A 25,471-nucleotide genomic window follows, 5' to 3' on the forward strand; every position below is an offset into this window, starting at 1 on the left:
GAGATACCATGAAAAAAACAACATTTATTCTAACATGTGCCACCTTATTAACATTAGGTGTAACAGCACAAAACAAGGTAACAGGTTATGTTTACAACGACCTGAACCAAAACAATAAAAAAGAAAGAAAAGAACAAGGCATTAAAGATGTAGCCGTTAGTAACGGAGAACAAGTGGTTTTAACCGATAAAAATGGAAAATACGAACTCCCAATTGGTACCGATCATATTATTTCTATTATAAAACCTTCTGGGTACAACGTTACTACAGATGCCAATAACCTACCCCAATTCTTCTACAACCACAAACCTCAAGGTTCTCCAGAATTAGAGTTTAAAGGCGTAGCATCTACTGGTAAACTTCCTAAATCGATTAATTTCGGATTAATTAAAACAGAAGAAACCACTAAATTTACAGCACTGGTATTTGGAGACCCGCAAGCTTATACTTTAGAAGAAATAGAATACTTTAAAAGAGGTATCGTTTCTGAAGTTGAAGCCATCAAAAATGTACCTTTTGGATTAAGTTTGGGCGATTTAGTCGGTGATGATTTAAGTTTATTTAATCCATATATTGATGCTGTAAAAGAAATTGGAGTGCCTTGGTATAATGTTATGGGAAACCATGATATGAACTTTGATGCTAAAACAGATACTATTAGCGATGAAACATACGAAGCTCATTTTGGCCCAGCAAATTATGCTTTTAACTTTGGTAAAGTGCACTTTATAATTTTAGATAATATTCTTTATCCAGATCCAAGAGATGGCAAAGGCTATTGGGGTGGATTTCGAGAAGATCAATTAAATTTTGTAGCCAACGATTTAAAATTTGTTCCAAAAGATCATCTTATCGTTTTGGCTTTTCATATTCCTCTAAGCGAACCAAATGGCGATGCTTTTAAAGATGAAGATCGTGAAAAGCTATTTAGTCTATTAAAAGATTATCCTAATACACTATCACTTTCAGCTCATACACACATTCAAAAACAAACCTTTTTTGATGCTTCACAAGGTTGGTTAAGAGCAAAACCACATCATGAATATAATGTAGGTACTACTTCTGGCGATTGGTATTCAGGCAAATTAAACGAAGCCGGCATCCCTATTTCAACCATGAGAGATGGTACGCCAAAAGGTTACGCTTTTTTACATTTTGATGAAAACAAATACAACATAGAATATAAAGTAGCTGGAAAACCAAAAGATTTTCAGATAGAAATTTTTGCTCCAAAAGTAGTTGGGCAAGGAAGAAAAACAAGAGCGGGAATTTATGCCAACTTCTTTATGGGTAGTGAAAAAGACACGGTTTTATATCGTATTGATAGTGGTGAATGGCAACCTATGAAGCATGTTCAAGATTACGATCCCTCCTACGTATCACAGGTTAATGAATGGGATACCAAAACCGAATTAATGGCTGGGAGACGGTCGTCAAATCCAATTATCAGCAATCATTTATGGCGTGGTTCCATACCGACTAAATTAGAAATTGGAGTCCATAAAATTGAAATTAAAGCTACGGATATGTTTGGAAACGAGTATACCGAAACGAGTTCTTACAGATTAGAAACTCCAAAACAATAAATTTAAACCAAAAGCTTGTTTGTCCGTAAAATGATAAACAAGCTTTTTAATTGTAAACAGATGAAAATAGTGAAAACCTTAATAGTTATCTTACTCATATTAACCGTGAGTTGTAAATCAGAAACTAAAGAACCAATTACAAAACATAACATTGAAGTTCAAGGACATCGTGGTGACCGTGGCAACTTTCCAGAAAACTCAATTGAAGGTTTTTTAAGCGCACTTCATAAAGGCGCAAATGTTCTTGAGCTAGACCTAATTATATCAAAAGACAATCAAGTCGTGGTATCGCATGAGCCTTACATGTCTTCTTTGTATATGTCTAAACCTTCAGGTGAACCTATTTTAAAATCCGAAGAGAAAAATTATAATTTATACCAAATGACGTATGATAGCATTAAAACATTTGATGGAGGTTCTAGAGGAAATCAAAATTTCCCGAATCAAAAAAAAATAAAAACTTACAAACCCTTGTTAAGCGAAGTGTTTGATGTTATCGAAAAAGAAATTAAAGAGCAGAAATTACCTTCCGTAAAATACAATATAGAAATAAAATCAATTGCGGAGGTTTATGGAATCTATCAGCCCCAACCAGATATCTTTGTTGACTTAGTAATGCAAATTATTCAAGAAAAACAAATGGAAGATAAAGTGAATATTCAATCTTTCGATACTACCCCCCTTAATGTTTTACATCAAAAATATCCCAAAATTGAAATCGCTTATTTGGTTTCAAAGGGAAGCATTCAAAGTAATTTGAACCAATTAGATTTTAAACCTCAAATTTATGGAGCAAATTTCAAACTCATAGAAAACAAAACAACCGTCGATTCTCTAAGAGATTTAAATATAAAATTAATTCCATGGACTGTTAATAACGAGGAGGACATAAAACGAATGATTGAATTACAAGTAGATGGCATCATTACCGATTACCCAGAACGTGTACTAAATTTGTTAGATTAATTATTAAAAATAAAGTCAAATATTTTAATGCTTGAGAAACGCTTCAAAAATTATTGAAGCGTTTTTTACATCAATACAATTATACTGTTTAATAATCGTTATTTTTGTCACAAACATTTTCATTTTGATAAGAACAAAATTTATATACACTTTCATCATTTTCTTTCTTGGAATTTCGACAATTTTAACAGCACAAGACAAAAAGAAAATAAGCATTGAATATGCTGGGCGATTAAATGTAGATGAAGAAAATTATCCAGGAGCAAAAGTACTAACACGTAACAGCATGCAGCAGGTACATATTGCCCATGCTGGTAGTAATATGTGGTGCGATAAGGCCATTTACTACAGTGGTGAAAACTTCGTTGAAGCTTACGGAAATGTTATTGTAAAGCAAGGTGATACCATAACCATGACATCTAAATATGTTGAATATAGTGGAACCTCTCAACTAGCCTTCGCTAGTGGTGAAGTTGTTTTAAAAAGTCCAAATTCAACTATTTCTTCAGATACTTTATATTTCGATAGAATAAAACAACAATCTTTTTATAAAAGTGGTGGTAATGTTGTTAAAGATTCATCAGGAACTATTACAAGTAAAATTGGTCGTTATTATATGACTGATAAAAAATTCCAGTTTGTTGACGATGTTGTTTTAACAGGTGACGGCACTGTGGTAAATTCAAATTATTTCGATTTTTATGAAGATACAGGACTTGCTTATTTATTCGGCCCATCAACCATAACAACAGAAGATAGTAAAACCTACTGTGAAAAAGGCTTTTATGACACAAAAAACAAGACTGGGTATGCACTGAAAGATTCTAAGATATATTATGATGATCGTATTATAGAAGGTGATAGTCTATATTTTGATAACACTAAAAGTTTTGCTTCAGCAACCAACAATATTAAAATTACTGACACCATAAATAAGAGTATTGTAACGGGGCATTACGCCGAAGTTTTTAGAGCTAAAGATTCTCTTTTTATAACTAAACGCGCCTTAGTAACAACGGTTCAAGAAAAAGATTCTGTCTATTTACATGCCGATAAAATAATGGTTACCGGTAAACCTGAAAATAGAATTACCCGAGCCTATTACAATGCTAAACTCTTTAAAACAGACATTAGTGCAAAAGCCGATTCTATTCATGCTGATCAAAAAACAGGTATTACCGAATTAATAAATCTAGACCGCTTTGCTCCTACCGATGCTTTTTCAACAAAGCGACGCCCCATCCTATGGAATAACGCAAACCAAATGACAGGTGACACTATTCATTTAATCTCAAATTCAAAAACAGAAAAACTAGATTCACTTCGTGTTTTTAATAACGCTTTTATAATTAGTAAAGATACTATTAGTGAAAATGGATATAATCAAATTTTTGGAATAACCTTAGTTGGTTTATTTAATGACGCGAATGAATTACGAGAAGTAAATATTAATAAAAATGCAGAATCTATATTTTATACACGTGATGAAAATCAAGAATTAATAGGTATAGACAAAGCTAAATCTGGTAGTATAAAGATGTTATTTGCAAATAGTGACATTGAAGAATATACGCGATTAAATACTGTTGATGGCACACTATTCCCTGAAAAAGATTATCAAGAAAAAGATAAATTCCTAAAAGGTTTTGATTGGAGGGAAGATGAGCGTCCTCTAAGTGTTGACGATTTATTTAAAGAAGACAAGCCTTTTGAATTAACTGTTATTAAAGGCTTGGAAGATTATGTGCCACAAGAGAACTTTTTTGATGAGGAGTTATTGGAGCGGATGAGTCAAGTGGGTAGAAAAGAAAAAGCTAAATACACCATTAAACTTAGCGACTTAACTTTGAGAGGAGGAAAACCTTTCTCTTTAAAAGAAATTAGTAAAACTAAATTTAATATAACCAAAGTTGTAGGCAAACCAAACGCTGTTGTTATGGGAATATATATCGAATTCAGCTATAAGAACTTAAAAGATTTAGATAGAACTTATGTTTTAGATTTACAAAAAAAACCAAAAAGTGATAATTTAAATCAACTCCGAATACTAAAAGGCATTACGGATTGGAATCCAATAAACAACCCTATTTATTTAACCTATAAAGATGGAGAAACCATAATAAATCTTTATGAAGAAATAATGAAATCATCACAAAAAAATATTGAATATTATTCAGGCGTAAATTCATTACAGCTTTTAGTTGGTTATTTTAAAAGTTTCGATTTATCTGCAAGTACAAATACTGTATTAGATTACAATATGTCAATGTATCTAAAATAAAAGGCTTTATAAATATCAAAATTTAGAAAAAACAGCATCTGACAACAATTATTATTGTATGAAACCAGACTTTCTCTCCCACCAAGCACAAACCTCTCCTCACCCATTAGCTATGGAAATTTCTCATGCCAATGGTTCATATATTTACGATACAAACAACAAAGCTTACCTCGATTTTGTAGCCGGAGTTTCAGCATGTCCATTGGGTCATCAACATCCTAAAGTTAATTCTGCCATAAAAAACCAACTCGATCAATATTCACACGTTATGGTTTATGGTGAATACATACAAAAACCAGCAGTAGAACTCACTAAACTTTTAGCAAAACATTTACCAACATCATTACAATCCACATATTTAACTAATTCAGGAACAGAAGCTATAGAAGGTGCACTAAAATTAGCAAAACGTGCTACTGGAAGAAGTGAAATAATAGCAGCAAACCATGCCTACCACGGTAACACCATGGGAGCTTTGAGCGTAATGGGATATGAAGATAGAAAACAAGCCTTTAGGCCATTACTTCCTGATGTTAAATTTATAGAATTTAATAACGAGGATAATCTCTCTAAAATAACAACAAAGAGTGCTTGTGTTATTTTAGAAACCATACAAGGTGGAGCCGGCTTTATAGAACCAAAAAACAATTACTTAGAAAAAGTAAGAAAACAATGTGATGCCGTTGGAGCTCTTTTAATTTTAGATGAAATTCAACCAGGTATTGGAAGAACAGGTAAGCTTTTTGGGTTTGAACATTACAATTGTATTCCTGATATTTTAGTTACTGGCAAAGGACTTGGAGGCGGTATGCCTATTGGTGCATTTACAGCATCTCTTGAATTAATGAATCTTTTACAAGATAACCCCAAACTTGGTCATATTACTACTTTTGGAGGCCATCCCGTAATTGCAGCTTCTGCATTAGCAACTCTAACTGAAATTACAAAAAGTAACTTGATAGAACAGACCCTTAAAAAAGAACAACTCTTTAGAAAACTATTAGTTCACCCTTTAATAAAAGAAATTCGTGGTAGAGGTTTAATGTTAGCCATAATAACACCTTCTGCGGATATAACAAATGCACTTATTTTAAAATGTCAAGATGCCGGATTAATACTATTTTGGCTACTTTTTGAGTCAAAAGCCGTTAGAATCACCCCTCCATTAACAATTTCTAATGCTGAAATAAAGGAAGGTTGCTCTAAAATCCTCAAAATTTTAGACGAAATTAAAAACACCTAAAAACCTAACCAACAGAGTATTATGTTTTTAATTTCAAATAAAAAACAAAAATGTTCATTACTTTGTTAAAAACATTTTCGTCGGTTTTGGTGTAAACCAAAAATAGAATACTAACTTTAATAAAGTAGAAAACACACAAAAGTGCTTATGGAGTATGGTCACGACCACAATAATAGCTTACCTCTAACTAAATTTGAGTCGATGCTTAAAACAAATCATGTTTTATTTTTCGATTCAGAAGAGTTTGAAAATATCATTCATCATTATCTTAACTTAGGAAAAATTGCTTTAGCAAAAAAAGCGATTAAACTAGGTTTGGATCAGCACCCTACATCCATTAATTTAAAATTATTCAGAGTTGAAGTCTTTGTTTTTGAAGATAAGCTTGAAGAAGCAGACCTTTTATTAGATCGACTTTACAGCCTAGATCCTCAAAACGAAGAAATATACATTCAAAAAGCCAATATTTTTTCTAAAAAAGATAATCACGAAAAAGCAATAGAAGTCTTAAAACAAGCTCTAAAATTAGCTGACGATGTAGTTGACCTATACTCGTTAATAGGAATGGAATACTTGTTTTTGGATAAATTTGAAGAGGCAAAAATCAATTTCATGAAATGCTTAGAAAGTGATATTGAAGACTATTCATCACTTTACAATATTATATATTGCTTCGAATATTTAAATCAAAATGAAGAGGCTATCACTTATTTAAACACCTTTTTAGATAAAAATCCGTATTGCGAAGTCGCATGGCACCAATTAGGTATTCAATATTTTGCACTAAAAAAACTAAAAAAAGCATTAGCAGCGTTTGATTTTGCAATTATCTCCGACGATACTTTTATTGGAGCATACATTGAACGTGGTAAAGTATTAGAGAAATTAGGGCGCTATGAAGACGCCATCGAAAATTACTCAATCACTTTAAAACTAGACGACCCTACCTCATTTGCTCTATTACATATTGGTAACTGCTACGAAAAATTAAAAAAGGACGATTTAGCCCTCCAATATTATGATAGAACTGTACACGAAGATCCTTTATTAGATAAAGGATGGATAGCTATTACTAAGTTTTATAATAAACGAAAAAACTATCAGCGTGCTCTCTATTTTATAAATAAAGCTATCAATATAGACTCAGAAAACGTGATGTATTGGAAGCTTTATGCGCAAATAAACGAGCGTTTAAATTTTTATGAAGAAGCAGAACGCGGATACAAAAAAACGCTAGAACTTGGCAATTACGAGCTAAACACTTGGTTAACCCGAGGCGATTTACTTATTAAATTAGGTGAAACAGAAGCAGCTATTGATAATTTTGAACAAGCTGTAGAGTTTTACTCAGATAGCGCAGAATTAGAGTACCGCTTAGCTGGATTGTATTTAGCACTTCACGAAACGGATAAAGGGACATTTCATTTAAAGAATGCTCTAAATATTAATGAAGATTATAGCTTTATTATTGAAGAACTTTTCCCTGAAATCTATAAGAAAGTTGCAGTACAAAGCTTGCTAAAACAAAATTCGAAGTAAGTTTTATATTCTATATAAACATTTTCATTAAAATACATACCTTTGGTTTTTTACGTAAAAAATCAAAAGATGCAAAGACATTTAAAAGACTATTTAATTATTTCGCTTAAAGGCCTTGCTATGGGAGCTGCCGATGCTGTCCCTGGTGTTTCTGGTGGAACTATTGCCTTCATTTCAGGTATTTACGAAGAATTAATAAATTCCATTAGCAATATAAATGTCGATTTAATTAAATCACTTTTCACTAAAGGTATAAAACCCTTTTGGCAACAACTGAACGGTAATTTTTTAATAGCGCTATTAGCTGGTATTATGGTCAGTTTTGTATCTGTAATGCGTTTAGCAAAATACTTATTAGAAAATCACCCTGTACTTATTTGGTCTTTCTTTTTTGGTCTTATTGTGGCAAGTATTTTTTTTGTTGGAAAACAAATTCAAAAATGGAACTTAGCCGTAATTATTAGTTTAATTGTTGGTGCCTTTATAGCCTTTTACATTACAACACTTCCTGCTTCATCTAATAATGAAAATCCTTGGTTTCTATTTATCGCCGGAGCTATCGCAATTTGCGCTATGATTTTACCAGGAATTTCGGGAGCCTTCATTCTAATAATTTTAGGCGCATACAAAGCTTTAAGTGATGCTTTTCATGATTTTGATATCAAGAAAATATTAATTTTTGCTACAGGAGCTCTTGTGGGTCTTTTAAGTTTTAGTCATTTATTAAAATGGTTATTCAAACATTATCATAATATCACCTTAGCAGTGCTTACAGGTTTTATTTTTGGATCCCTAAATAAAGTTTGGCCTTGGAAAAAAACATTAACATGGCACACCAATTCCGAAGGAATTAAATCTGCCGTTTTACAAGAAAGTGTTTCACCTTTTTCTTTCGATGGAAATAACCAATTACTTTTTGCTATTATCTTAATGATTCTAGGATTTTTAACTATTTTTATTCTTGAAAAAGTGGGCAATAAAAAACAATAATGGAAAGCACCAGAACACTTACCGATAAAATTTTTCTAATCTTAAAAGGATTAGGAATGGGTGCTGCCAATAAGGTACCTGGGATTTCTGGTGGTGTTGTCGCTTTTGTTGCTGGTTTTTACGAAGAGTTTATTTACTCACTAAAAAAGGTAAACGGTAAAGCTTTTAAACTCCTAATTAATGGGCGCTTTAAGAGTTTCTACAATTACATAAATGGTAGATTTTTAAGTTTACTTTTCTTCGGTATGATAGTTAGTTATTTTAGTATATCTAAAATTCTAGATTATCTTATCAAACAATACGAATTATATGTTTGGAGTGTTTTCTTCGGAATGATTATAGGCTCAATTTACTATATAAATAAAGATTTTAAAGACCGTAATTATCAAACCTATCTATCACTAGCTATTGGTATTTTACTAGGTGTTGGTATTAGCTTTTTAAATCCTGCTAAGGAAAACGATAATCTTTGGTTTGTATTTTTCTGTGGCATTATAAGTGTTTCAGGCATGACCTTACCTGGGTTTTCAGGTTCATTTATTCTCATTTTACTTGGTAACTATGTACTCCTTTTAGTCGATTCTGTAAACGCTCTTTACGATACTTTTTCAGAAATAATTAGAAATGATTTCGGTTTTACCAACAATCCAGAACGTTTAAGAATGCTACAAGTGCTCGCTGTGTTTACTTTAGGCTCAGTAGCAGGTTTAGTAACTTTTTCGCATTTATTAAGCTATATTTTAAAACGTTACAAAAGCATTACCACTTCATCAATATTAGGTTTCATTATAGGTTCTTTAGGCGTTGTTTGGCCTTGGAAAAAAACAATCTACAAACTAGATCAAAATGGTGGTTTTCTATTCGATTCTACAGGATCTAAAGTGGTTCATAATTATCAACGCTTTTTCCCTGAATTAAACACCGATACTTATTTAGCTATTGGCTTTATATTACTAGGCATAGCATTTGTTTTAGGCTTAGAGTGGTACGGACAAAAAACAAGACATATACAAGAATAATATAAAAAATTATCAAGTGAAAAAATTAGGACTTTTAGGCAAAGATATATCATATTCATTTTCAAGAAATTATTTTAAAAATAAATTTGAAAATGAAAATATAACAGATACAAGCTACGAAAATTTCGATTTAGAAAACATCGATCTATTTCCTTCAATTATAAAAAACACAGAAAACATAAAGGGTTTAAACGTGACTATTCCTTATAAAGAAGCGGTTATGCCTTTTCTTGATAAAATAAATAAAAAAGCGAAAGCTATTGGAGCGGTTAACACCATAAAAATCACAAAAAAAGGAAAACTTGTTGGCTATAATACAGACTGTTATGGTTTTAAAAACACACTTAAACCTTTCGTGAAACCGCATCATAAAAAAGCTTTAATTCTAGGTACAGGTGGTGCTAGTAAAGCGGTTGCTTTCAGTTTAAAAGAATTAGGAATAGATTATAAATATGTTTCTAGAAAACACTCTAAAGGTGTCACTTTTACTTACGACGATTTAACAGAAACCATTGTTGCAGAACACGAAGTGATTGTAAACTGCACGCCATTAGGGACATTCCCGAACATTGAAGTTTGCGCAAATATTCCATACAACGGTATAACGGATAAACATATTCTATTCGATTTAATATACAATCCAGATCAAACTAAATTCCTGAAACAAGGTAAGGATAACGGTGCCACAACTATTAACGGATTAAATATGCTTAAATTACAAGCAGAAAAATCGTGGGCCATTTGGGATTTATAAAAAATATCCACACCTAAGCCTTTGTTAATAATAGACTTGTTAGTATCTTTAAAGTCTATAGTAAAAACTACGAACCTAAACATTTTATAATGTCTGACTTAAATAACCCTAACGCAGAAAACGCAGATCATGCTAATCCTGTAAACAGTGAATCTATTACACCAGAAACCGCGGCTCCGGAAGCTGTAACTCCTGATGATTCACAAACTTCTGAAACACCAACCACTGAAGTACAAACAGAAGATACTGTGGCCGCTACACCTGCCCCTGTAAAAGGAGACAGTGAAGATGATGAAGTTCTAAATGAAATCGAAGAATCTAACGCAGAAGATGCCGAAGATGAAGGAAACAAAGATAGGCACACCATTGAAGTTAAGGAATACGATAGCATGTCGCTTGAAGCTTTAGCCATTGAGTTAGAAAAACTTGTTCAGGGACAAAAAGTACAGGCTATAAAATCTCATGTAGATGGTATTAATGCCGAGTTTAAAACAAAGCACCAAGCCTTAGTTGAAGAGAAAAAGGAAGAATTTTTAAATGAAGGAGGAAATGAAATCGATTTCTACTACGCCTCTCCTATTGAAAAACGTTACAAAGCAGCTTACAAAGAATACCGAAATAAGCTTAACGATCACTATAAAAGTTTAGAAAAAAACTTAAAGCAAAACTTAACCGATAAGCTAGAAATAATTGAAGAACTTAAAGGTTTAATTAATGTTGAAGAGAATATAAATACAACCTACAAGCATTTTAAAGAATTACAAGAACGTTGGAGAACAACCGGACCAATTCCGAGAGATAAATACAATAACGCGTGGAATAGCTACCATCACCATGTGGAGTTATTTTACGATTTTTTACACCTTAACAGAGATTTACGCGATCTAGATTTTAAACATAATTTAGAGAAGAAATTATTAATTATTGAGCGCGCTGAAGAGTTAGCCCAAGATGATAATGTAATGCGATCGTTTAGAGAACTTCAAGAATTACACAAAATGTGGAAAGAAGAGCTCGGCCCTGTTGGTAAAGAACATCGTGAAGAAATTTGGGATCGTTTTAAAGCTGCAACAAAAATTATAAACGATAAACGCCAAGTTTATTACAAAGAAATTGATAAGGTTTACGATAAAAACCTAGAAACTAAATTAGAAATAATTGCTAATATTGAATTTGTTGCTGCACAACCTGCAGGCTCGCATAGTGAATGGCAAAAGCGTATTAAAATTATTGAAGATTTAAGAAATCAATTTTTTAATGCCGGAAAAGTACCTTTAAAAGTTAACGAAGATACTTGGGCTAAGTTTAAAGATGCTGTTAGAACTTTTAACAGAAACAAAAACGCTTATTACAAAGATTTAAAAAAGGAACAATACACTAATTTACAGAAAAAATTAGAGTTAATAAAAATTGCTGAAGACAACAAAGAAAGCGAAGATACTGCGGTAACAACGCCTTTGATGAAAAAAATTCAGAACGATTGGAAAAAAATTGGTCATGTTCCAAGAAAAGACAGCGACAAAATTTGGAAACAATTTAAAGCTGCCTGTAATCACTATTTCGATAAAGTGCATGCAAAAAGAAATGCTGTAAGTCAAGAACACGTTGATGCTTTCAATAAAAAATCTGAATTACTAGAAACTCTTAAAGCTGTGACACCTACAGATGATAAAGACAAAGATGTTGAAATCATTAAAGGACATATTAATACTTGGAAAGATTTAGGACGTGTACCAAACGACAAACGTTTTATTGAAGATAAATTCCAGAAAACCATTGACGATTTATTATCTAGTTTAAAAATGGATAAAACAGAAATCGAAATGATTAAGTACGAGAACAAACTTGATAGCTTAACTTCTTCTGATGGTGATACAAGAAATTTAGATAACGAACGCTTATTCATTCGTAAAAAAATGGATGAAGTAAAAGCGCAAATTAATCAGTTAGAAAATAATTTACAGTTTTTCACGAATGTAGATGAAGATAATCCGCTAGTTAAAGATGTGCACAACAACATTAAAGGCCACAAAGATTCTCTTGTTCTTTTAAAAGAAAAACTAAGAAAAATTAAAGAGCGTTATTAATTTGTAACACTATTTATTACAATAGAAAAAAGGCAGCTTAGAAAAATTCTAAGCTGCCTTTTTAGTTTCATGTCGTGTTTTCTAAAACACTAAAATATTAAACACGAACATGGCCGTCTCCAAAAACATAATATTTATTGGTAACAAGCTCCTTTAACCCTAATGGTCCGCGATGGTGTAATTTATCTGTACTTATAGCAAGCTCTGCTCCTACACCTATTTGTCCGCCATCGGTAAAACGTGTTGATGCGTTTTGATATACCACAGCACAATCTACTTGTTCCATGAATTTCTTAGCAATATCTGTATTAGTCGTCATGACTGTAGCAGAATGTCCACCAGAGTATTCGTTTATTTTTTCAATAGCATCAAAAACCGAATTTACGGTACCAATACAACATTTCATTTCAAGAAATTCTTGATACCAAATGGAATCATCTGTTATAAGTTTTTCATCACTTAAAATAGATTTTGTTTCTTCATCAACTAAAACCTCTACACCACTGTCTTTTAAAATTTCATTTAAATTTAAAATTCTACCTGCATAATCAGGAAGTTTTTTACTTACTAAAATTTTATCTAAAGCATTACATGCCGAAATTTTTTGAGTTTTAGCATTTAAAATCACCTCTATGGTTTGTTTCCAATCGGCAGCCTCATCAATGTATAAAAAGTTATTACCACGTCCGCTCACTAAAACAGCACACTTAGCATGCTCTTTTACAAACTTTATAAGCTGCTCGCCACCTCTAGGCACTATTAAATCGAGTTGCTCGGTAGGGTTTCTTAAAAAAGCTTGAGTTTCTGTTCTATTCATGGTTAACATTTGAATATAATCGGTGCTCAGATTATGCTCTTCTAATGCCATATGCCAAAGTTTTACAATAGCTGTGTTACTGTGTACGGCTTCTTTACCTCCTTTAAGCAGTATTTTATTATTAGCTTTAAAAGCAAGCACTGTAGCCTCTACAGTTACATCTGGTCTAGATTCATAAATAATCATAATAGTTCCAAATGGTGCTGTTTTATTCACAACATCCAAACCGTTATCAAACTGTTTTCTGCTAATTATTTTATTCACAGGATCCTCTTGTTCACGCACTACCTGTATTGCGGTAATCATACCATCGACCTTATCTTTATTAAGAATTAAGCGATCGTACATGGCTTGATCTTCTTGATTAAAAGCCGCTATATCTTTTTTGTTTGCATTTAATAAAGTATCCTCATGTTCCTTTAAAAGAACCTCCATACTTTTTAAAACACTATTTTTTATTTCTTCTGATAATAATTCCATTTTCTCTCTTTTTTTAAAGTGACACCTTAGTTCCTACAGCTTTTCCGTCTATAATATCGATAATGGTGTTATCACTTTTTCCATTAGCAATAAAAGTTGGAATGTTGTTGGCTGCAGTTTGTTGCGCATAATCTAATTTAGATCCCATACCACCACGGCCTTCTCCTTCACCTTTATTATTGTCCTGAATATATTTATTAAGATCGTCCCCCGGATCTACATTTTTTATTAAATCGCTACTTTCCGCTTCCGGATGCCCTGTATAAAGACCATCTATATCGGTTAGAATAATAAGCTTATCTGCGTTAATTAGCTGAGCAATTAAACTCGCCAGCTCGTCATTATCAGAAAACATAGACATGGTTACCGATACGGCATCATCCTCATTAGCAATAGGAATAACACCTTCTGAAAGTAAACCTTCACAACAGTTAATCATATTTTGCCTGTGTACTCCTGGGCTAAAATCTCGCTTTGTAGGTAGTACTTGCGCACACTTCATTCCATAATCATGAAAAATATCATAATAAAGACGCATCATTCTTGGTTGCCCAATAGAAGAATATACTTGGCGCCGTACGGTTTTATCTTTAATTTTAGATTTCCCTAAAACTTCTTTTCCTGCAATGGCAGAACCAGAAGAGACTAATATCGTCATGATATCACGCTCGTAAAGCTCTGCTATTTGTTTTACCAATCGTCTTAAAACTGGTCTTACAATTCTATTATCTTTGTTGGTCATTACATTAGTACCAACCTTAATCACTATTCTTTGTTTACACATTTTAGTGTTCTTTTCCCATTTCTACTGCACGACTAAATGCAGCAAAAGCGGCTTCTTTAATTAATTCATTAACATTATTATCTTCCATAGAGTCTAGCGCGGCACGTGTAGTGCCTCCTTTAGAAGCTACTCGATCCATCCACGAGTTTGGAGATAGATTAGATTGATTAAAAAGTTCTACAGCACCTGTAAAAGTTTGACTTACCAATACTGTAGAGTCGTTTTTAGAAAAGCCCATTTGTAAAGCCGCTTCCATCATACTTTGCATAAAATAGAATACATAAGCTGGTCCACTTCCCGAAATACCTGTAGAGGCATCTATAAAGTTTTCGTTAGAAACTCGCATTGATTTACCTGTGGTATCCAATAAACTTTCTACCGTTAGCATTTCTATTCTAGAAATTTCTGGTGATGTTACGTAAGATGTTAAGCCTTTACCTATTTGTGCCGGTAAATTAGGCATAGCACGTACAACTTTTTCTAAACCTGTTAGTTCTTTTATAGAGGCTATTGTTACACCTGCCATAATAGAGACAATAATTTGTTGTGAGTTTACCAATTTGTTGATGGCTTTAAAAACGCCTTCAGCATGGTATGGTTTTACTGCAATAAAAATGATATCTGCTTTTGGCACGCAGTCTTCAAGCTCTTTAAATGCATCAAAATGTGATATTTGGTTGAGCTCCTCCAATTTCTCTTCAGATTTATCCAAAACCATAATATTTCTCTTTTTAAGCAGTCTAGATTTAGACATGCCTTGTGCATAAGTAAGCCCCATGTTTCCTGCTCCAATTACCAGTACTTTCATTTAATATATATTTAAATTAATTATTAAAAATTTGGTTAAACAAAAAGAATACAATCTTTGTAATCTTTAACTTCACCATAATATGTTTCACGATATTTATGAAGCGTTTTTATAGGTAAACCAAACAAGTATTTTCTAATGTGTGTTACTTTACTTGTAAGTTCGCCCATTTTTACGCTATGTATTTTCTCGTAAGATGTTTTTCTCTTTATTTGTATAATCTTCATGTTCTGTGTGTGTTTTTTAAAATGGATTATCGAACTAATCGCATTTCTATATTTCTTGCTTTAAACCCTTGTTTTTCGAATAATTCTATAACTGGGTTATCTTTATTTACGTGTATAGCGATATCGCCATCACAATATTTTATGGTATGTTCTATTAACTTCTGAGCAATCCCTCTACCTCTATACTCGGTTTTAACAGCCATATATACCAATATGTTTTCTGCTAAATACTCGTTCATACCTGTTCTATTAACAACTATGGCTCCTAAAATTTCTTGTTTCTTTTCCATAATAAAAACATAACCGCCAAGTCCTGGAACTTCTTTTGCAGCATACATAATTGATTTTTGGATGGCACTTTTGGTGTCTGTAAACTCACCAGAATATTCATGCAAAAACTTGGAAATACGTGATATATCATTGATTGACAACCTAGAAAAGGCATCAAAAGTCGTAATAGTCATTAAATGATTATTATTTGTGGGTATACCTAAATTTAGGTAAACATAAAAATGAGGTAAACGCAAAAAACTATTCACTTATAAACTAATAAGTAAATAATTAACGTTTAAAAATTGAGTAAGGAGATTGGCTGAATACTAGAATGCAGGAGGAATGAATTTATCCGACTGATTTCTAAAAACTAGAAAGTTGAAGTTAAAGATTCTGATATTTCTTTTCTCATGTATGCCTTTTACCATGATGCAAATTTAAATAAAATGAACCCCAATAGCAAATTAACCATGTTAAGATAAATACAATTCGTAAAAAACGCTTGTTTTATAATATTATAGTTTTTTGGCTTCTTCCCAAAACACATCCATTTCGGCAAGCGTCATGTCTCTCAATGGTTTATTTAAACTTTTAGCTTTTTCTTCTAGATATTGAAAACGTTTAGTAAATTTTTTATTAGTACGTTCTAGAGCATTTTCTGGGTTAATATTTTTAAAACGTGCATAGTTTACCAGCGAGAACAAAACATCTCCAAATTCACTTTCCATAGCATCTTGGTCGTTTACTTCAACTTCTACTTTAAACTCATTAAGCTCTTCTTCTACTTTTTCCCAAACCTGAGAAGGTTCTTCCCAATCGAAACCTACACCAGCTACTTTTTCTTGAATTCGTCCTGCTTTTACAAGTGCAGGCAAACTTTTTGGTACGCCTTCTAAAACACTAGATTTTCCTTCTTTAAGTTTTAAGTTTTCCCAGTTTCTTTTAACATCTTCTTCGTTTTCAACTTTTACATTGCTATAAATATGTGGATGTCTGTGTATCAATTTTTCACAGATAGAATTACAAACATCACCTATATCAAAATCTTTAGTTTCGCTACCAATTTTAGCGTAAAATACAATATGCAAAAGCACATCGCCTAGTTCTTTTTTTACTTCCTCTAAATCTTTATCCAAAATAGCATCACCCAGCTCATACGTTTCTTCTATGGTTAAATGACGAAGCGTTTCCATGGTTTGCTTTTTATCCCATGGGCATTGCTCACGAAGCTCGTCCATAATAGTTAATAATCTATCGAATGCTGTTAGTTGATTTGCTCTAGAATTCATGAGAAATTGAAATTGTATTCTTTTTTGTAAAAATACAGTTTCTACTAATTATAATTTTAATTTACAGGAAGAAAATAATGCTGGGGTTCATATTGATATTAAAAGAATTGGCGGTAACCTAATACTAATATACAATCAAGCTTACAGTTTAATTTTCTCGCAAAATCGATATAAATTATCTTAATAATTAAAATTTACTTCTACTTTTTATAAAACCTCGACAAAAAACATACACGTAGTCGAAAAACCACTATTATTGTCAGAATTTTATTTTATTTTTTATTATTTTAATCGAATCTTTCTCCCGAAGATCAACCAAAACAAAATATCATGAGGAAATTACATGCTATATTCCCTGTATTATTATTCTTACTGTCTACAGTATCATTTGCCCAAGTAGGAATTGGCACCACTAGCCCCGAAGCTATGCTAGATGTAAATGGTACACTTAAAGTAAGAAGTACTGTAAACGAAAACGATATAGAAGTTATACAAGATTCTATTTTAGTTATTTCTAAATCAGGCATTGTTAACACGGTACTTGCCAACGATATTATAGATGCTGCATTACCAACAATAGTTAAGGCTTCATTTTCTAGTGGAGGCCCTCAAACCTTATCACTTACTCTTGGAAGCTCTAAAATAACATTTGATAGTGAAGAAGTAGACAATAACGATGAATTCGATTTAACTACAAATACATTTACAGCTAAGCAAGATGGTATTTATATCGTAAATGCACAAATAAAAATTGGCAACATAATATCTGCTAACACAAACTTTGGATTAAGCATTGAAAAAAACGGAATTTTAATTGCTGAGGAAAATTACCTTAGCGTAGCAGTTGCATTTATAAATGTATCATCTCCTTACAGGCGAATTTCAACCACCGTAGATTTAGCAAAAGATGATACTATTACATTTGCAGTTACCTCCGGTTTATTAAATGTTGACATTTTAGGAGATAAAAAAGACAGTTATTGTTCCATCTACCAAATAAGGTAGTCCACAACAATATTTAAGTTCTTTTTAAAGAAACTTTTTAAACCATTTTAATATAACTATCGGAGCCAGAACTAAATCTACAAATAAGGTTATAATCACAATAAGCCCTACTAATAAACCGAGTATAAAAATTTCTAACGATCCTGAACTCATTAAAATAAAAAAGCCACCAACCAGAATAATACTGGTAGCCAAAATAGCTTTTCCGCACTCTAAAACCGCCGTTTTTATAGCATAGTCTACAGAGCCACCCTTTTTACGTTCCCATTGAAATTTACTTAAAAGGTGAATGGTATCATCTACAGCAATAACAAAACCAACTGTAAAAATTAGTGCAATTTCTGCTCTTAAATCGACTTTAAAAAACCCCATAATTCCAGCCGTTATAATCAACGGGATTAAATTAAGGAATACAGCCAAAATACCTAAAGCCAAATTTTTATAAACTATTCCTAAAGTAATAGACACAATTATTATGGCAATCAAAAGTCCGAAAAATGTATTTTCTATACTTTTCTCTTGAGATATATCGATAAGCATATCGATACCAGATAGCCTTGCTTCTATTGGTTTATTAGCAATTAAACTATTTACATGTGCCAAAATATCAGTATGGATGGCATCAATATCATGCTTTCCAAAATCTTTCATTTGGGCATTAAATTTAAAAATAGTTCGGTTTTTATTAGCTAAATAATCTTTCTTTAAAAGTGAAGCTAGTTGTTTTTCATATTTTTTAATAGTCTTAATATCTAGAGGTAACGGTCGTTCTTTATAGGTATTTGGATAATACGCCTGACTCATAATTTGATAATAATTTACAGGTGATTTTACATCGTTTAAATTAGGATGTTCCGCTAGGTAATTATCAATAGCATAAACCGTTTCTAAAAGTTCAGGCTCATTTAATTTCTTTTCATTTTTAGATGAAAGCACAAGCTCGAACGTACGAGAACCTCCAAAATTATTTTCGAAGAATTTATAACTGCTGTATAAATCTGTTTTTTCAGGAAACGAATAATGACTCCCATTTGTACTAATTAAAGTCATTCCATAACAACTCAGAGCAAGAACTACAGCAAACCCAACAAGTACCGTATTTTGATATTTATAAATTAAATCTAGCTTTTTAAACAGCTTCGTAGATAATGCCGTAAACGGTTTACTGATGGTAAATAGATTTCCCTTTTTTAGACCGCTAAAAAATATAGGTAAAAAGATAAGCGTTAAAACAAAGGTTAAAATCACTAAAATTGCCGACTCAACTCCAAAATTTCGCATTGCCTGCATGGGAGACATATACAATACTAAAAAACCAACTGCTGTTGTAAACGATGTGATTAAGGTTGTAAACCCAATTTCGCTTAACGCATTTTTGGTTGCTTGCTTAGATGATAATCCTTTTTTAGCTTCAATATCATATTTTATGCACAAATGAATAACATCGGAAACCGCTACAATTAAAATAATAGTTGGAAATAAATTAGACATGGTACTTATAGGTCTCCCCAAAGTAACCATACCTCCCAAAAACAAAATAATAACCACAACAACCAACACTATGGGAAATAAAATAGCTGCTGGTTTTTTAAATATGAAAATTAAACTCAGACATAAAAAAATAGAAATCCAAAAACTAAACGTCAGTATCTCTTTAATAAGAATGTTTTTAAACGAAACATCAATAACTTCTCTTCCCCATAAAAACGTGGTAAGTTCGCCGTAATCGGTTCTTAACGCATTAATATCGCCTATTAATTTATCTAAGGGTTTAGTCTCTAAGTTTGGCTCGGTTTCTATCCATAAAAACAACGCATCGCCTTGTCTATTAATAAAGCTTTTAGGTAACTCATCGCCTAAAATTTTCTTTTTATTATAGGCTAATTTACCGCTATCTTCAATTTTTAAATACGGTACCCCAATAATACCAAACATACTTTTTATTGGGTAAGACAGCGTTAGCAAGCTATTTACCTTTTTTATATTCGGAATCTGTTTTAAGCTATCGGCTAGCGCTTCTATTTTATTAAGAAATTCCAAATTGAAAACAGAATCTTGATGTTTAACGCCTAATAGAATTAAATTATCCTGACTAGAGAATTCCGATTTCATGTCTTGATAAAAAGTGTAATCGGCATCATCTTCATGAAAAAACTGAGATATATCGGTATCTACCTCAATATTTGGCGCTTTTATTGCTGCAAATACTACAAGTAAAATTAATATGACTATGTAGATATATCTGTATTTTAAGAGTTTTTCAATCATATGTAATTGCCTCTATTTAGCTTAGAGCATACAAGATACGAAGCACAATTTTACTTTAATAGCCTTTTACTCTATTCTACTTAAAATAGCAGAAGTTTTGTTGAAAAGAAACCAATAGATTGTTCTAATTTTGAAGCTTAAATTTAAATCATGTTATCAAGCAAATGGATATTTTTCTATAACAAGCTTGCAACAAATAAATAATAGTAAAATGATAGAATTATTATTCATAATTAAATTATTAGTGGCTATCGCCTTTGTTATCGGCTTATCAATACTAGCTGAAAATGTAAGCCCTAAAGTGGCTGGTATTTTATCGGGATACCCAACGGGATCTGCTATCACTTTATTTTTCTTTGGCTTAGAAGTTAGTCCTGATTTTGCTGCAAAAAGCGCTGTTTATAATATGATGGGCTTAACGGCTGCTTTAACTTTTGTTTATGTGTATTACATAGCCTCTAGATACTTTAAAAGGTTTAATATTTTGCTATCTTCTTTATCGGCTATAACGGCTTACTTTGCTGTAGTTTCGCTATTACACCTTATAGAAATTAATAAATATATAGCCATATTAATCCCAATTACTTTCTCATTTTTGTTTATTCGTCTTTTTAAAAGTATTGAAAATATTAACATAAAAACTAAGGCTAAACTTAATTATAAAATTCTTTTTGTGCGCGCCTTTTTTGCTGCTTTAATTATTTTAGTAATTACGAGTGTCCCCAAATTTGTTGGTCCAACTTGGGCAGGACTTTTCTCTGCATTTCCGACAACCTTGTTTCCGCTTATGCTAATTATTCATTTTACATATTCTAAAGAACATGTGCATACGGTGATAAAAAATGTTCCTATTGGTATGTTTTCATTAATAATTTATTCGCTTGTTATTTCTATAGTTTATCCACTTTATGGAATTTATGTTGGTACTCTTATTTCGTTTGGAGCAGCTACAGTTTATCTTCTTGTTTATAAGAAAATAAGAAGTGTTTTGGATAAGCGTGAATTGAATTAATATTAAATTTTTAAAGTATGATATTTTAGTGATAAACTTTAATTCATTAAATTTAATACATAACTAAATATTTCTAACAAATTATCGTGGAGAAAAAAGAATACTATGTTTACGGATTAATCGACCCAAGAAATAATGAATATTTTTATATTGGTAAAGGAAAAGGTAGTAGATATGACTCTCATTTTAAAGAACTCCCTAAAGACATAAAAAATATTTTCAAATATAATAGAATAAAAGAAATCGAATCCGAAAACCTACAAGTTAAAGTTGATTTTTTATTTTTACACCTAACAGAAAGCACTGCATTTCATCTTGAAAAAATAATTATTTATAAAATTGGTCGAGAATCCTTTAAAGAAGGAAATCTATTAAACTTCACACCTGGAGGTCTCTGGAGTCCTGGTAAAAGTCTGTTTTATGAAACTAAACCTAATATAGATTTTGATTTAACTTCCTTAGATTTTTTAGCTCAAGTAAAATTCAATTCAATAAAAAAAACGTCTTCTATTATTCATCTTGATGAAATAACACCTAAGTATCTTATACACAAATATGACTTGGATGGGGTTCTTGTTTTTATTAAACCTATTATTGATTTTTATAAAGACAAAAATATGATAGACTTATTTTTCGAAATTAATAATGAAAATATTCCTATCTACTATGCTGGCTTCATATATAGTAAAAAACCTATCGTAGATTTTTATTTCTCACTGGGTTTTATATCCTTGAATAACAACATCTCTGACTCTTTTTTTTTGGAAGAAGTAAAAGATAAACTTTCTAAAAAAAATGATTTCTCCTTAACTTTAAAACAAAATGGTTTTTCTAAAATCAAAGTAATCTTTGAAAATAAAATATTAAAAATAGAAACCTTTTTTCCAAATAACAATATACAAAACATCCAATACCTAAAAAACGGAAAACCATTAGGGAAATGGATTGAATACTATGAAAATAGTAAAACAAAAACACTAAAAAAATATAACACAAATGGCTCCATTTCTTTCTCTAAAAGTTATAGCCTAAACGGTTCAATATCATTAAAAAGCAAATATTATGAAAACGGTATAATTAAAAAAAACTGGAGTTTTTATAATGATAATTCAACATACTATTTAGAAGAACATAGTAAAGACTCAAAAAAGGTTTCAAAAAAACTTTATTATGCAAATGGTCAGAAAAAATATTCTTACAATAATTTCAACAATACCATTGAATACTCGTATTATCATGAATGTGGTAGATTAATTGAAGAATTTATTACCAATAAAGGATTTATCAAATATAATTTGGAAGGGGAAATAATTAGTATAAGTAGCTCTAAACACATGGAGTTTGTAGATACACTTAATGTTTTATCAACAAAAAAGTCTGATAAAAATATAATCAGTCAAGAAAAAAAAGATGCAGATAAAGATTGGGAATTTTATACTAAATTTTTAAATGACCATCAATAATTTCCTGATTTAAATTATAAACTGACTAACGAACCAAATATTATCAAAAAGCAATATTTATCCAAATACGCCCGCGTTAGGGATTGTAGAGAAAAGCCCACAGCCTGACGAAGGAAGTGCCAGGACTTGCAACGGAAAGCCCGACCTAGGTCCTGTTTTTTTTTCAGGACCTAGGTAACGCCCAAATACAAATTCTAAAACAGGAAACCGTTTTAAAACAAAAAATCCAGCTCGAAAGCCGGATTTTAATTATTATGATTTTAGAAAACTATGCTCCGTTTTCTTTTTTAATTAAGTTTAAGGCAGAACCTTCGTTATACCATTCAATTTGCGCATCGTTGTAGGTGTGATTCAATTTAATAACATCTTTACTGCCATCGGCATGAACTACCTCTAAGGTTAATTGCTTGTCTGGTGCAAAGGCATTTAAATCTGTGAAGTTGAACGTATCATCTTCTTGAATTAAATCGTAATCGCTTTCGTTAGCAAATGTTAAACCTAGCATCCCTTGTTTTTTAAGGTTTGTTTCGTGAATACGCGCAAACGATTTTACAATTACAGCGGCAACACCTAAATGCCTTGGCTCCATGGCTGCATGCTCACGAGAGGATCCTTCTCCGTAATTATGGTCGCCCACAACAACAGTTTTAATTCCTGCGGCTTTGTAAGCACGTGCTGTATCTGGCACGCCACCATAATCTCCTGTTATTTGATTTTTCACAAAGTTTGTTTTTTGACCAAATGCGTTAACGGCTCCAATTAAGCAGTTGTTTGAAATATTATCTAAGTGCCCACGGAAACGTAACCATGGCCCTGCCATAGAAATATGGTCGGTGGTACATTTTCCAAAGGCTTTTATTAATAGTTTTGCACCTGAAATATCGTTACCAAGCGGTGTAAATGGCGTTAATAATTGTAAACGCTCCGAATCTTCGGCTACTTTTACTTGTACGTGGCTACCATCGGCTTCTGGAGCTAAGTATCCGTTATCTTTTACTTCGAATCCTTTTGGTGGTAATTCCCATCCTGTTGGCTCATCGAACATCACTTCTTCACCATTCTCATTAATCAACTTATCTGTCATTGGATTGAAGTCTAAACGACCTGCAATGGCGATGGCTGCAGTAATTTCTGGAGAAGCTACAAAGGCGTGTGTATTTGGATTTCCATCGGCACGTTTAGCAAAGTTTCGGTTAAACGAATGTACAATGCTGTTTTTTGGTGCGTTTTTTGGATCGCTATATCTTGCCCATTGTCCAATACATGGTCCGCAGGCATTTGTAAATATTTTTGCATCTAGATTTTCGAAAATCCCTAAAATACCATCACGATCTGCTGTGTAGCGTACTTGCTCTGATCCTGGATTAATACCTAGTTCCGATTTCATTTTTAAACCTTGATCTAAGGCTTGTTGTGCTATGGATGATGCACGAGATAAATCTTCGTAAGATGAGTTGGTACAAGAACCAATTAAACCCCATTCTACTTTTAAAGGCCACTCGTTAGCGGTTGCTTTCTCATTCATATCCTTACCAACTGGCGTAGATAAATCTGGCGTGAAAGGTCCGTTTAATAATGGACTTAATTCTGATAAATTAATTTCAATAAGTTCATCGAAATATTGTTCTGGGTTTGCGTATACTTCAGCATCTCCCGTTAAATGTTCTTTAACGGCGTTTGCAGCATCTGCAACATCGCTTCTATCGGTTGCACGTAAATAACGCTCCATAGACTCATCGTACCCAAAAGTAGAGGTTGTAGCGCCTATTTCGGCTCCCATATTACAAATAGTTCCTTTACCTGTACACGACATTGATGTTGCTCCAGGTCCAAAGTATTCTACAATAGCTCCAGTTCCTCCTTTTGCAGTAAGAATTCCGGCTACTTTTAAAATCACATCCTTTGGCGCTGTCCATCCTGATAATTTACCAGTTAACTTAACACCAATTAATTTAGGGAATTTAAGTTCCCAAGCCATTCCGGCCATAACGTCTACCGCATCGGCTCCACCAACACCAATTGCGACCATACCTAAACCACCAGCATTTACTGTGTGGGAATCGGTACCAATCATCATTCCTCCTGGGAATGCATAATTTTCTAAAACGACTTGATGAATAATACCTGCGCCTGGTTTCCAAAAACCAATACCGTATTTATTTGATACAGATTCTAAGAAATTAAAAACTTCGCTACTCACAGAGTTGGCGTGTTTTAAATCGGTTGCTGCACCATCTTTAGCTTGTATTAAGTGATCGCAATGCACCGTTGTTGGTACAGCGACTTTAGTTTTTCCGGCTTGCATAAATTGCAAAAGAGCCATTTGTGCTGTTGCATCTTGGCAAGCAATTCTATCTGGCGCAAAATCTACATAATCCTTACCTCGCGAGAATGGTTTGGTAGGGTTTCCGTCCCACAAGTGAGAATATAAAATCTTTTCAGAAAGTGTTAATGGTTTACCTACAATGCTTCGTGCTTTGTCTACACGTTGAGCCATTTTGGTATAAACCTCCTTAATCATGTCGATGTCAAATGCCATAAAATATTTGTTTTTTTGTTATTTGAATTTTAATTACTACA

General features: G+C 32.3%; 20 protein-coding genes. 12 read left to right on the forward strand and 8 right to left on the reverse strand.

Annotated features, from left to right (window positions below):
- The first annotated feature begins 8 nt into the window (after positions 1–8).
- The 9 genes from DFQ06_RS06850 to DFQ06_RS06890 all read left to right on the forward strand — a co-directional run bounded on the left by DFQ06_RS06850 (position 9) and on the right by DFQ06_RS06890 (position 12,465).
- Positions 9–1,586, forward strand: a complete 1,578-nt coding sequence (locus DFQ06_RS06850; protein WP_133966801.1) for a calcineurin-like phosphoesterase C-terminal domain-containing protein — start codon at positions 9–11, stop codon at positions 1,584–1,586.
- A 60-nt stretch (positions 1,587–1,646) separates the two neighbouring features.
- Entirely contained in the window at positions 1,647–2,552 is a 906-nt protein-coding gene (locus tag DFQ06_RS06855) for a glycerophosphodiester phosphodiesterase family protein (RefSeq protein ID WP_133966803.1), read from the forward strand.
- 124 nt (positions 2,553–2,676) lie between these two features.
- Complete coding sequence (locus DFQ06_RS06860; RefSeq protein WP_081959058.1) at positions 2,677–4,833, forward strand: OstA-like protein; 2,157 nt, start codon at positions 2,677–2,679, stop codon at positions 4,831–4,833.
- A gap of 58 nt (positions 4,834–4,891) precedes the next feature.
- The gene (locus DFQ06_RS06865; protein WP_133966805.1) at positions 4,892–6,076 is read left to right on the forward strand and encodes an aspartate aminotransferase family protein; all 1,185 of its coding nucleotides are present in this window, start codon (positions 4,892–4,894) and stop codon (positions 6,074–6,076) included.
- A 147-nt stretch (positions 6,077–6,223) separates the two neighbouring features.
- Positions 6,224–7,615 (forward strand): tetratricopeptide repeat protein, encoded by a 1,392-nt coding sequence (locus DFQ06_RS06870; protein ID WP_042498179.1) that lies wholly within the window; start codon positions 6,224–6,226, stop codon positions 7,613–7,615.
- 69 nt (positions 7,616–7,684) lie between these two features.
- Entirely contained in the window at positions 7,685–8,605 is a 921-nt protein-coding gene (locus tag DFQ06_RS06875; RefSeq protein ID WP_133966808.1) for a polyprenyl-phosphate transporter, read from the forward strand.
- Positions 8,605–9,624: a DUF368 domain-containing protein gene (locus DFQ06_RS06880; protein ID WP_133966810.1), complete on the forward strand. Its 1,020-nt coding sequence runs from the start codon at positions 8,605–8,607 to the stop codon at positions 9,622–9,624. Before DFQ06_RS06875 ends, DFQ06_RS06880 begins: the two co-directional genes overlap by 1 nt.
- Before the next feature lie 16 nt (positions 9,625–9,640).
- Positions 9,641–10,378: a shikimate dehydrogenase family protein gene (locus DFQ06_RS06885; protein ID WP_042498171.1), complete on the forward strand. Its 738-nt coding sequence runs from the start codon at positions 9,641–9,643 to the stop codon at positions 10,376–10,378.
- Positions 10,379–10,467: 89 nt separating this feature from the next.
- Positions 10,468–12,465, forward strand: coding sequence for a DUF349 domain-containing protein (locus DFQ06_RS06890; RefSeq protein WP_042502914.1), 1,998 nt, complete (start codon positions 10,468–10,470; stop codon positions 12,463–12,465).
- 97 nt (positions 12,466–12,562) lie between these two features.
- Here the strand turns inward: DFQ06_RS06890 and DFQ06_RS06895 are convergent, their stop codons facing one another.
- The 6 genes from DFQ06_RS06895 to mazG form a co-directional block, all read right to left on the reverse strand.
- A complete protein-coding gene (locus tag DFQ06_RS06895) occupies positions 12,563–13,762 on the reverse strand; it encodes a glutamate-5-semialdehyde dehydrogenase (protein ID WP_133966812.1) in 1,200 nt (399 codons plus the stop codon).
- Between the two features lie 13 nt (positions 13,763–13,775).
- Entirely contained in the window at positions 13,776–14,546 is a 771-nt protein-coding gene (proB, locus tag DFQ06_RS06900; RefSeq protein WP_042502920.1) for a glutamate 5-kinase, read from the reverse strand.
- A gap of 1 nt (position 14,547) precedes the next feature.
- Complete coding sequence (proC, locus tag DFQ06_RS06905) at positions 14,548–15,354, reverse strand: pyrroline-5-carboxylate reductase (protein WP_042501064.1); 807 nt, start codon at positions 15,352–15,354, stop codon at positions 14,548–14,550.
- Positions 15,355–15,389: 35 nt separating this feature from the next.
- Positions 15,390–15,581 carry a hypothetical protein gene (locus DFQ06_RS06910; protein ID WP_042501061.1) on the reverse strand — a complete coding sequence of 64 codons (192 nt, stop codon included), beginning with the start codon at positions 15,579–15,581 and terminating at the stop codon, positions 15,390–15,392.
- Between the two features lie 26 nt (positions 15,582–15,607).
- Positions 15,608–16,045, reverse strand: coding sequence for a GNAT family N-acetyltransferase (locus tag DFQ06_RS06915; protein WP_042501076.1), 438 nt, complete (start codon positions 16,043–16,045; stop codon positions 15,608–15,610).
- A gap of 324 nt (positions 16,046–16,369) precedes the next feature.
- Positions 16,370–17,143 carry a nucleoside triphosphate pyrophosphohydrolase gene (gene mazG, locus DFQ06_RS06920; protein WP_042501059.1) on the reverse strand — a complete coding sequence of 258 codons (774 nt, stop codon included), beginning with the start codon at positions 17,141–17,143 and terminating at the stop codon, positions 16,370–16,372.
- A gap of 330 nt (positions 17,144–17,473) precedes the next feature.
- Here mazG and DFQ06_RS06925 point away from each other — a divergent pair, with 330 nt between their 5' ends.
- Complete coding sequence (locus tag DFQ06_RS06925; RefSeq protein WP_133966814.1) at positions 17,474–18,148, forward strand: hypothetical protein; 675 nt, start codon at positions 17,474–17,476, stop codon at positions 18,146–18,148.
- Between the two features lie 24 nt (positions 18,149–18,172).
- On the opposite strand, the gene DFQ06_RS06930 is transcribed toward DFQ06_RS06925, so the two are convergent.
- Positions 18,173–20,416: an efflux RND transporter permease subunit gene (locus DFQ06_RS06930; RefSeq protein ID WP_133966816.1), complete on the reverse strand. Its 2,244-nt coding sequence runs from the start codon at positions 20,414–20,416 to the stop codon at positions 18,173–18,175.
- Positions 20,417–20,627: 211 nt separating this feature from the next.
- Between DFQ06_RS06930 and DFQ06_RS06935 the strand changes: the two genes are divergently transcribed.
- The gene (locus DFQ06_RS06935) at positions 20,628–21,428 is read left to right on the forward strand and encodes a hypothetical protein (protein ID WP_133966818.1); all 801 of its coding nucleotides are present in this window, start codon (positions 20,628–20,630) and stop codon (positions 21,426–21,428) included.
- Between the two features lie 86 nt (positions 21,429–21,514).
- Positions 21,515–22,891, forward strand: coding sequence for an LEM-3-like GIY-YIG domain-containing protein (locus DFQ06_RS06940; protein ID WP_133966820.1), 1,377 nt, complete (start codon positions 21,515–21,517; stop codon positions 22,889–22,891).
- Positions 22,892–23,159: 268 nt separating this feature from the next.
- Here the strand turns inward: DFQ06_RS06940 and DFQ06_RS06945 are convergent, their stop codons facing one another.
- The gene (locus DFQ06_RS06945) at positions 23,160–25,430 is read right to left on the reverse strand and encodes an aconitate hydratase (protein ID WP_133966822.1); all 2,271 of its coding nucleotides are present in this window, start codon (positions 25,428–25,430) and stop codon (positions 23,160–23,162) included.
- Positions 25,431–25,471: the final 41 nt, after the last annotated feature.

This window comes from Algibacter lectus, assembly GCF_004368925.1.
Lineage (GTDB): Bacteria > Bacteroidota > Bacteroidia > Flavobacteriales > Flavobacteriaceae > Algibacter > Algibacter lectus.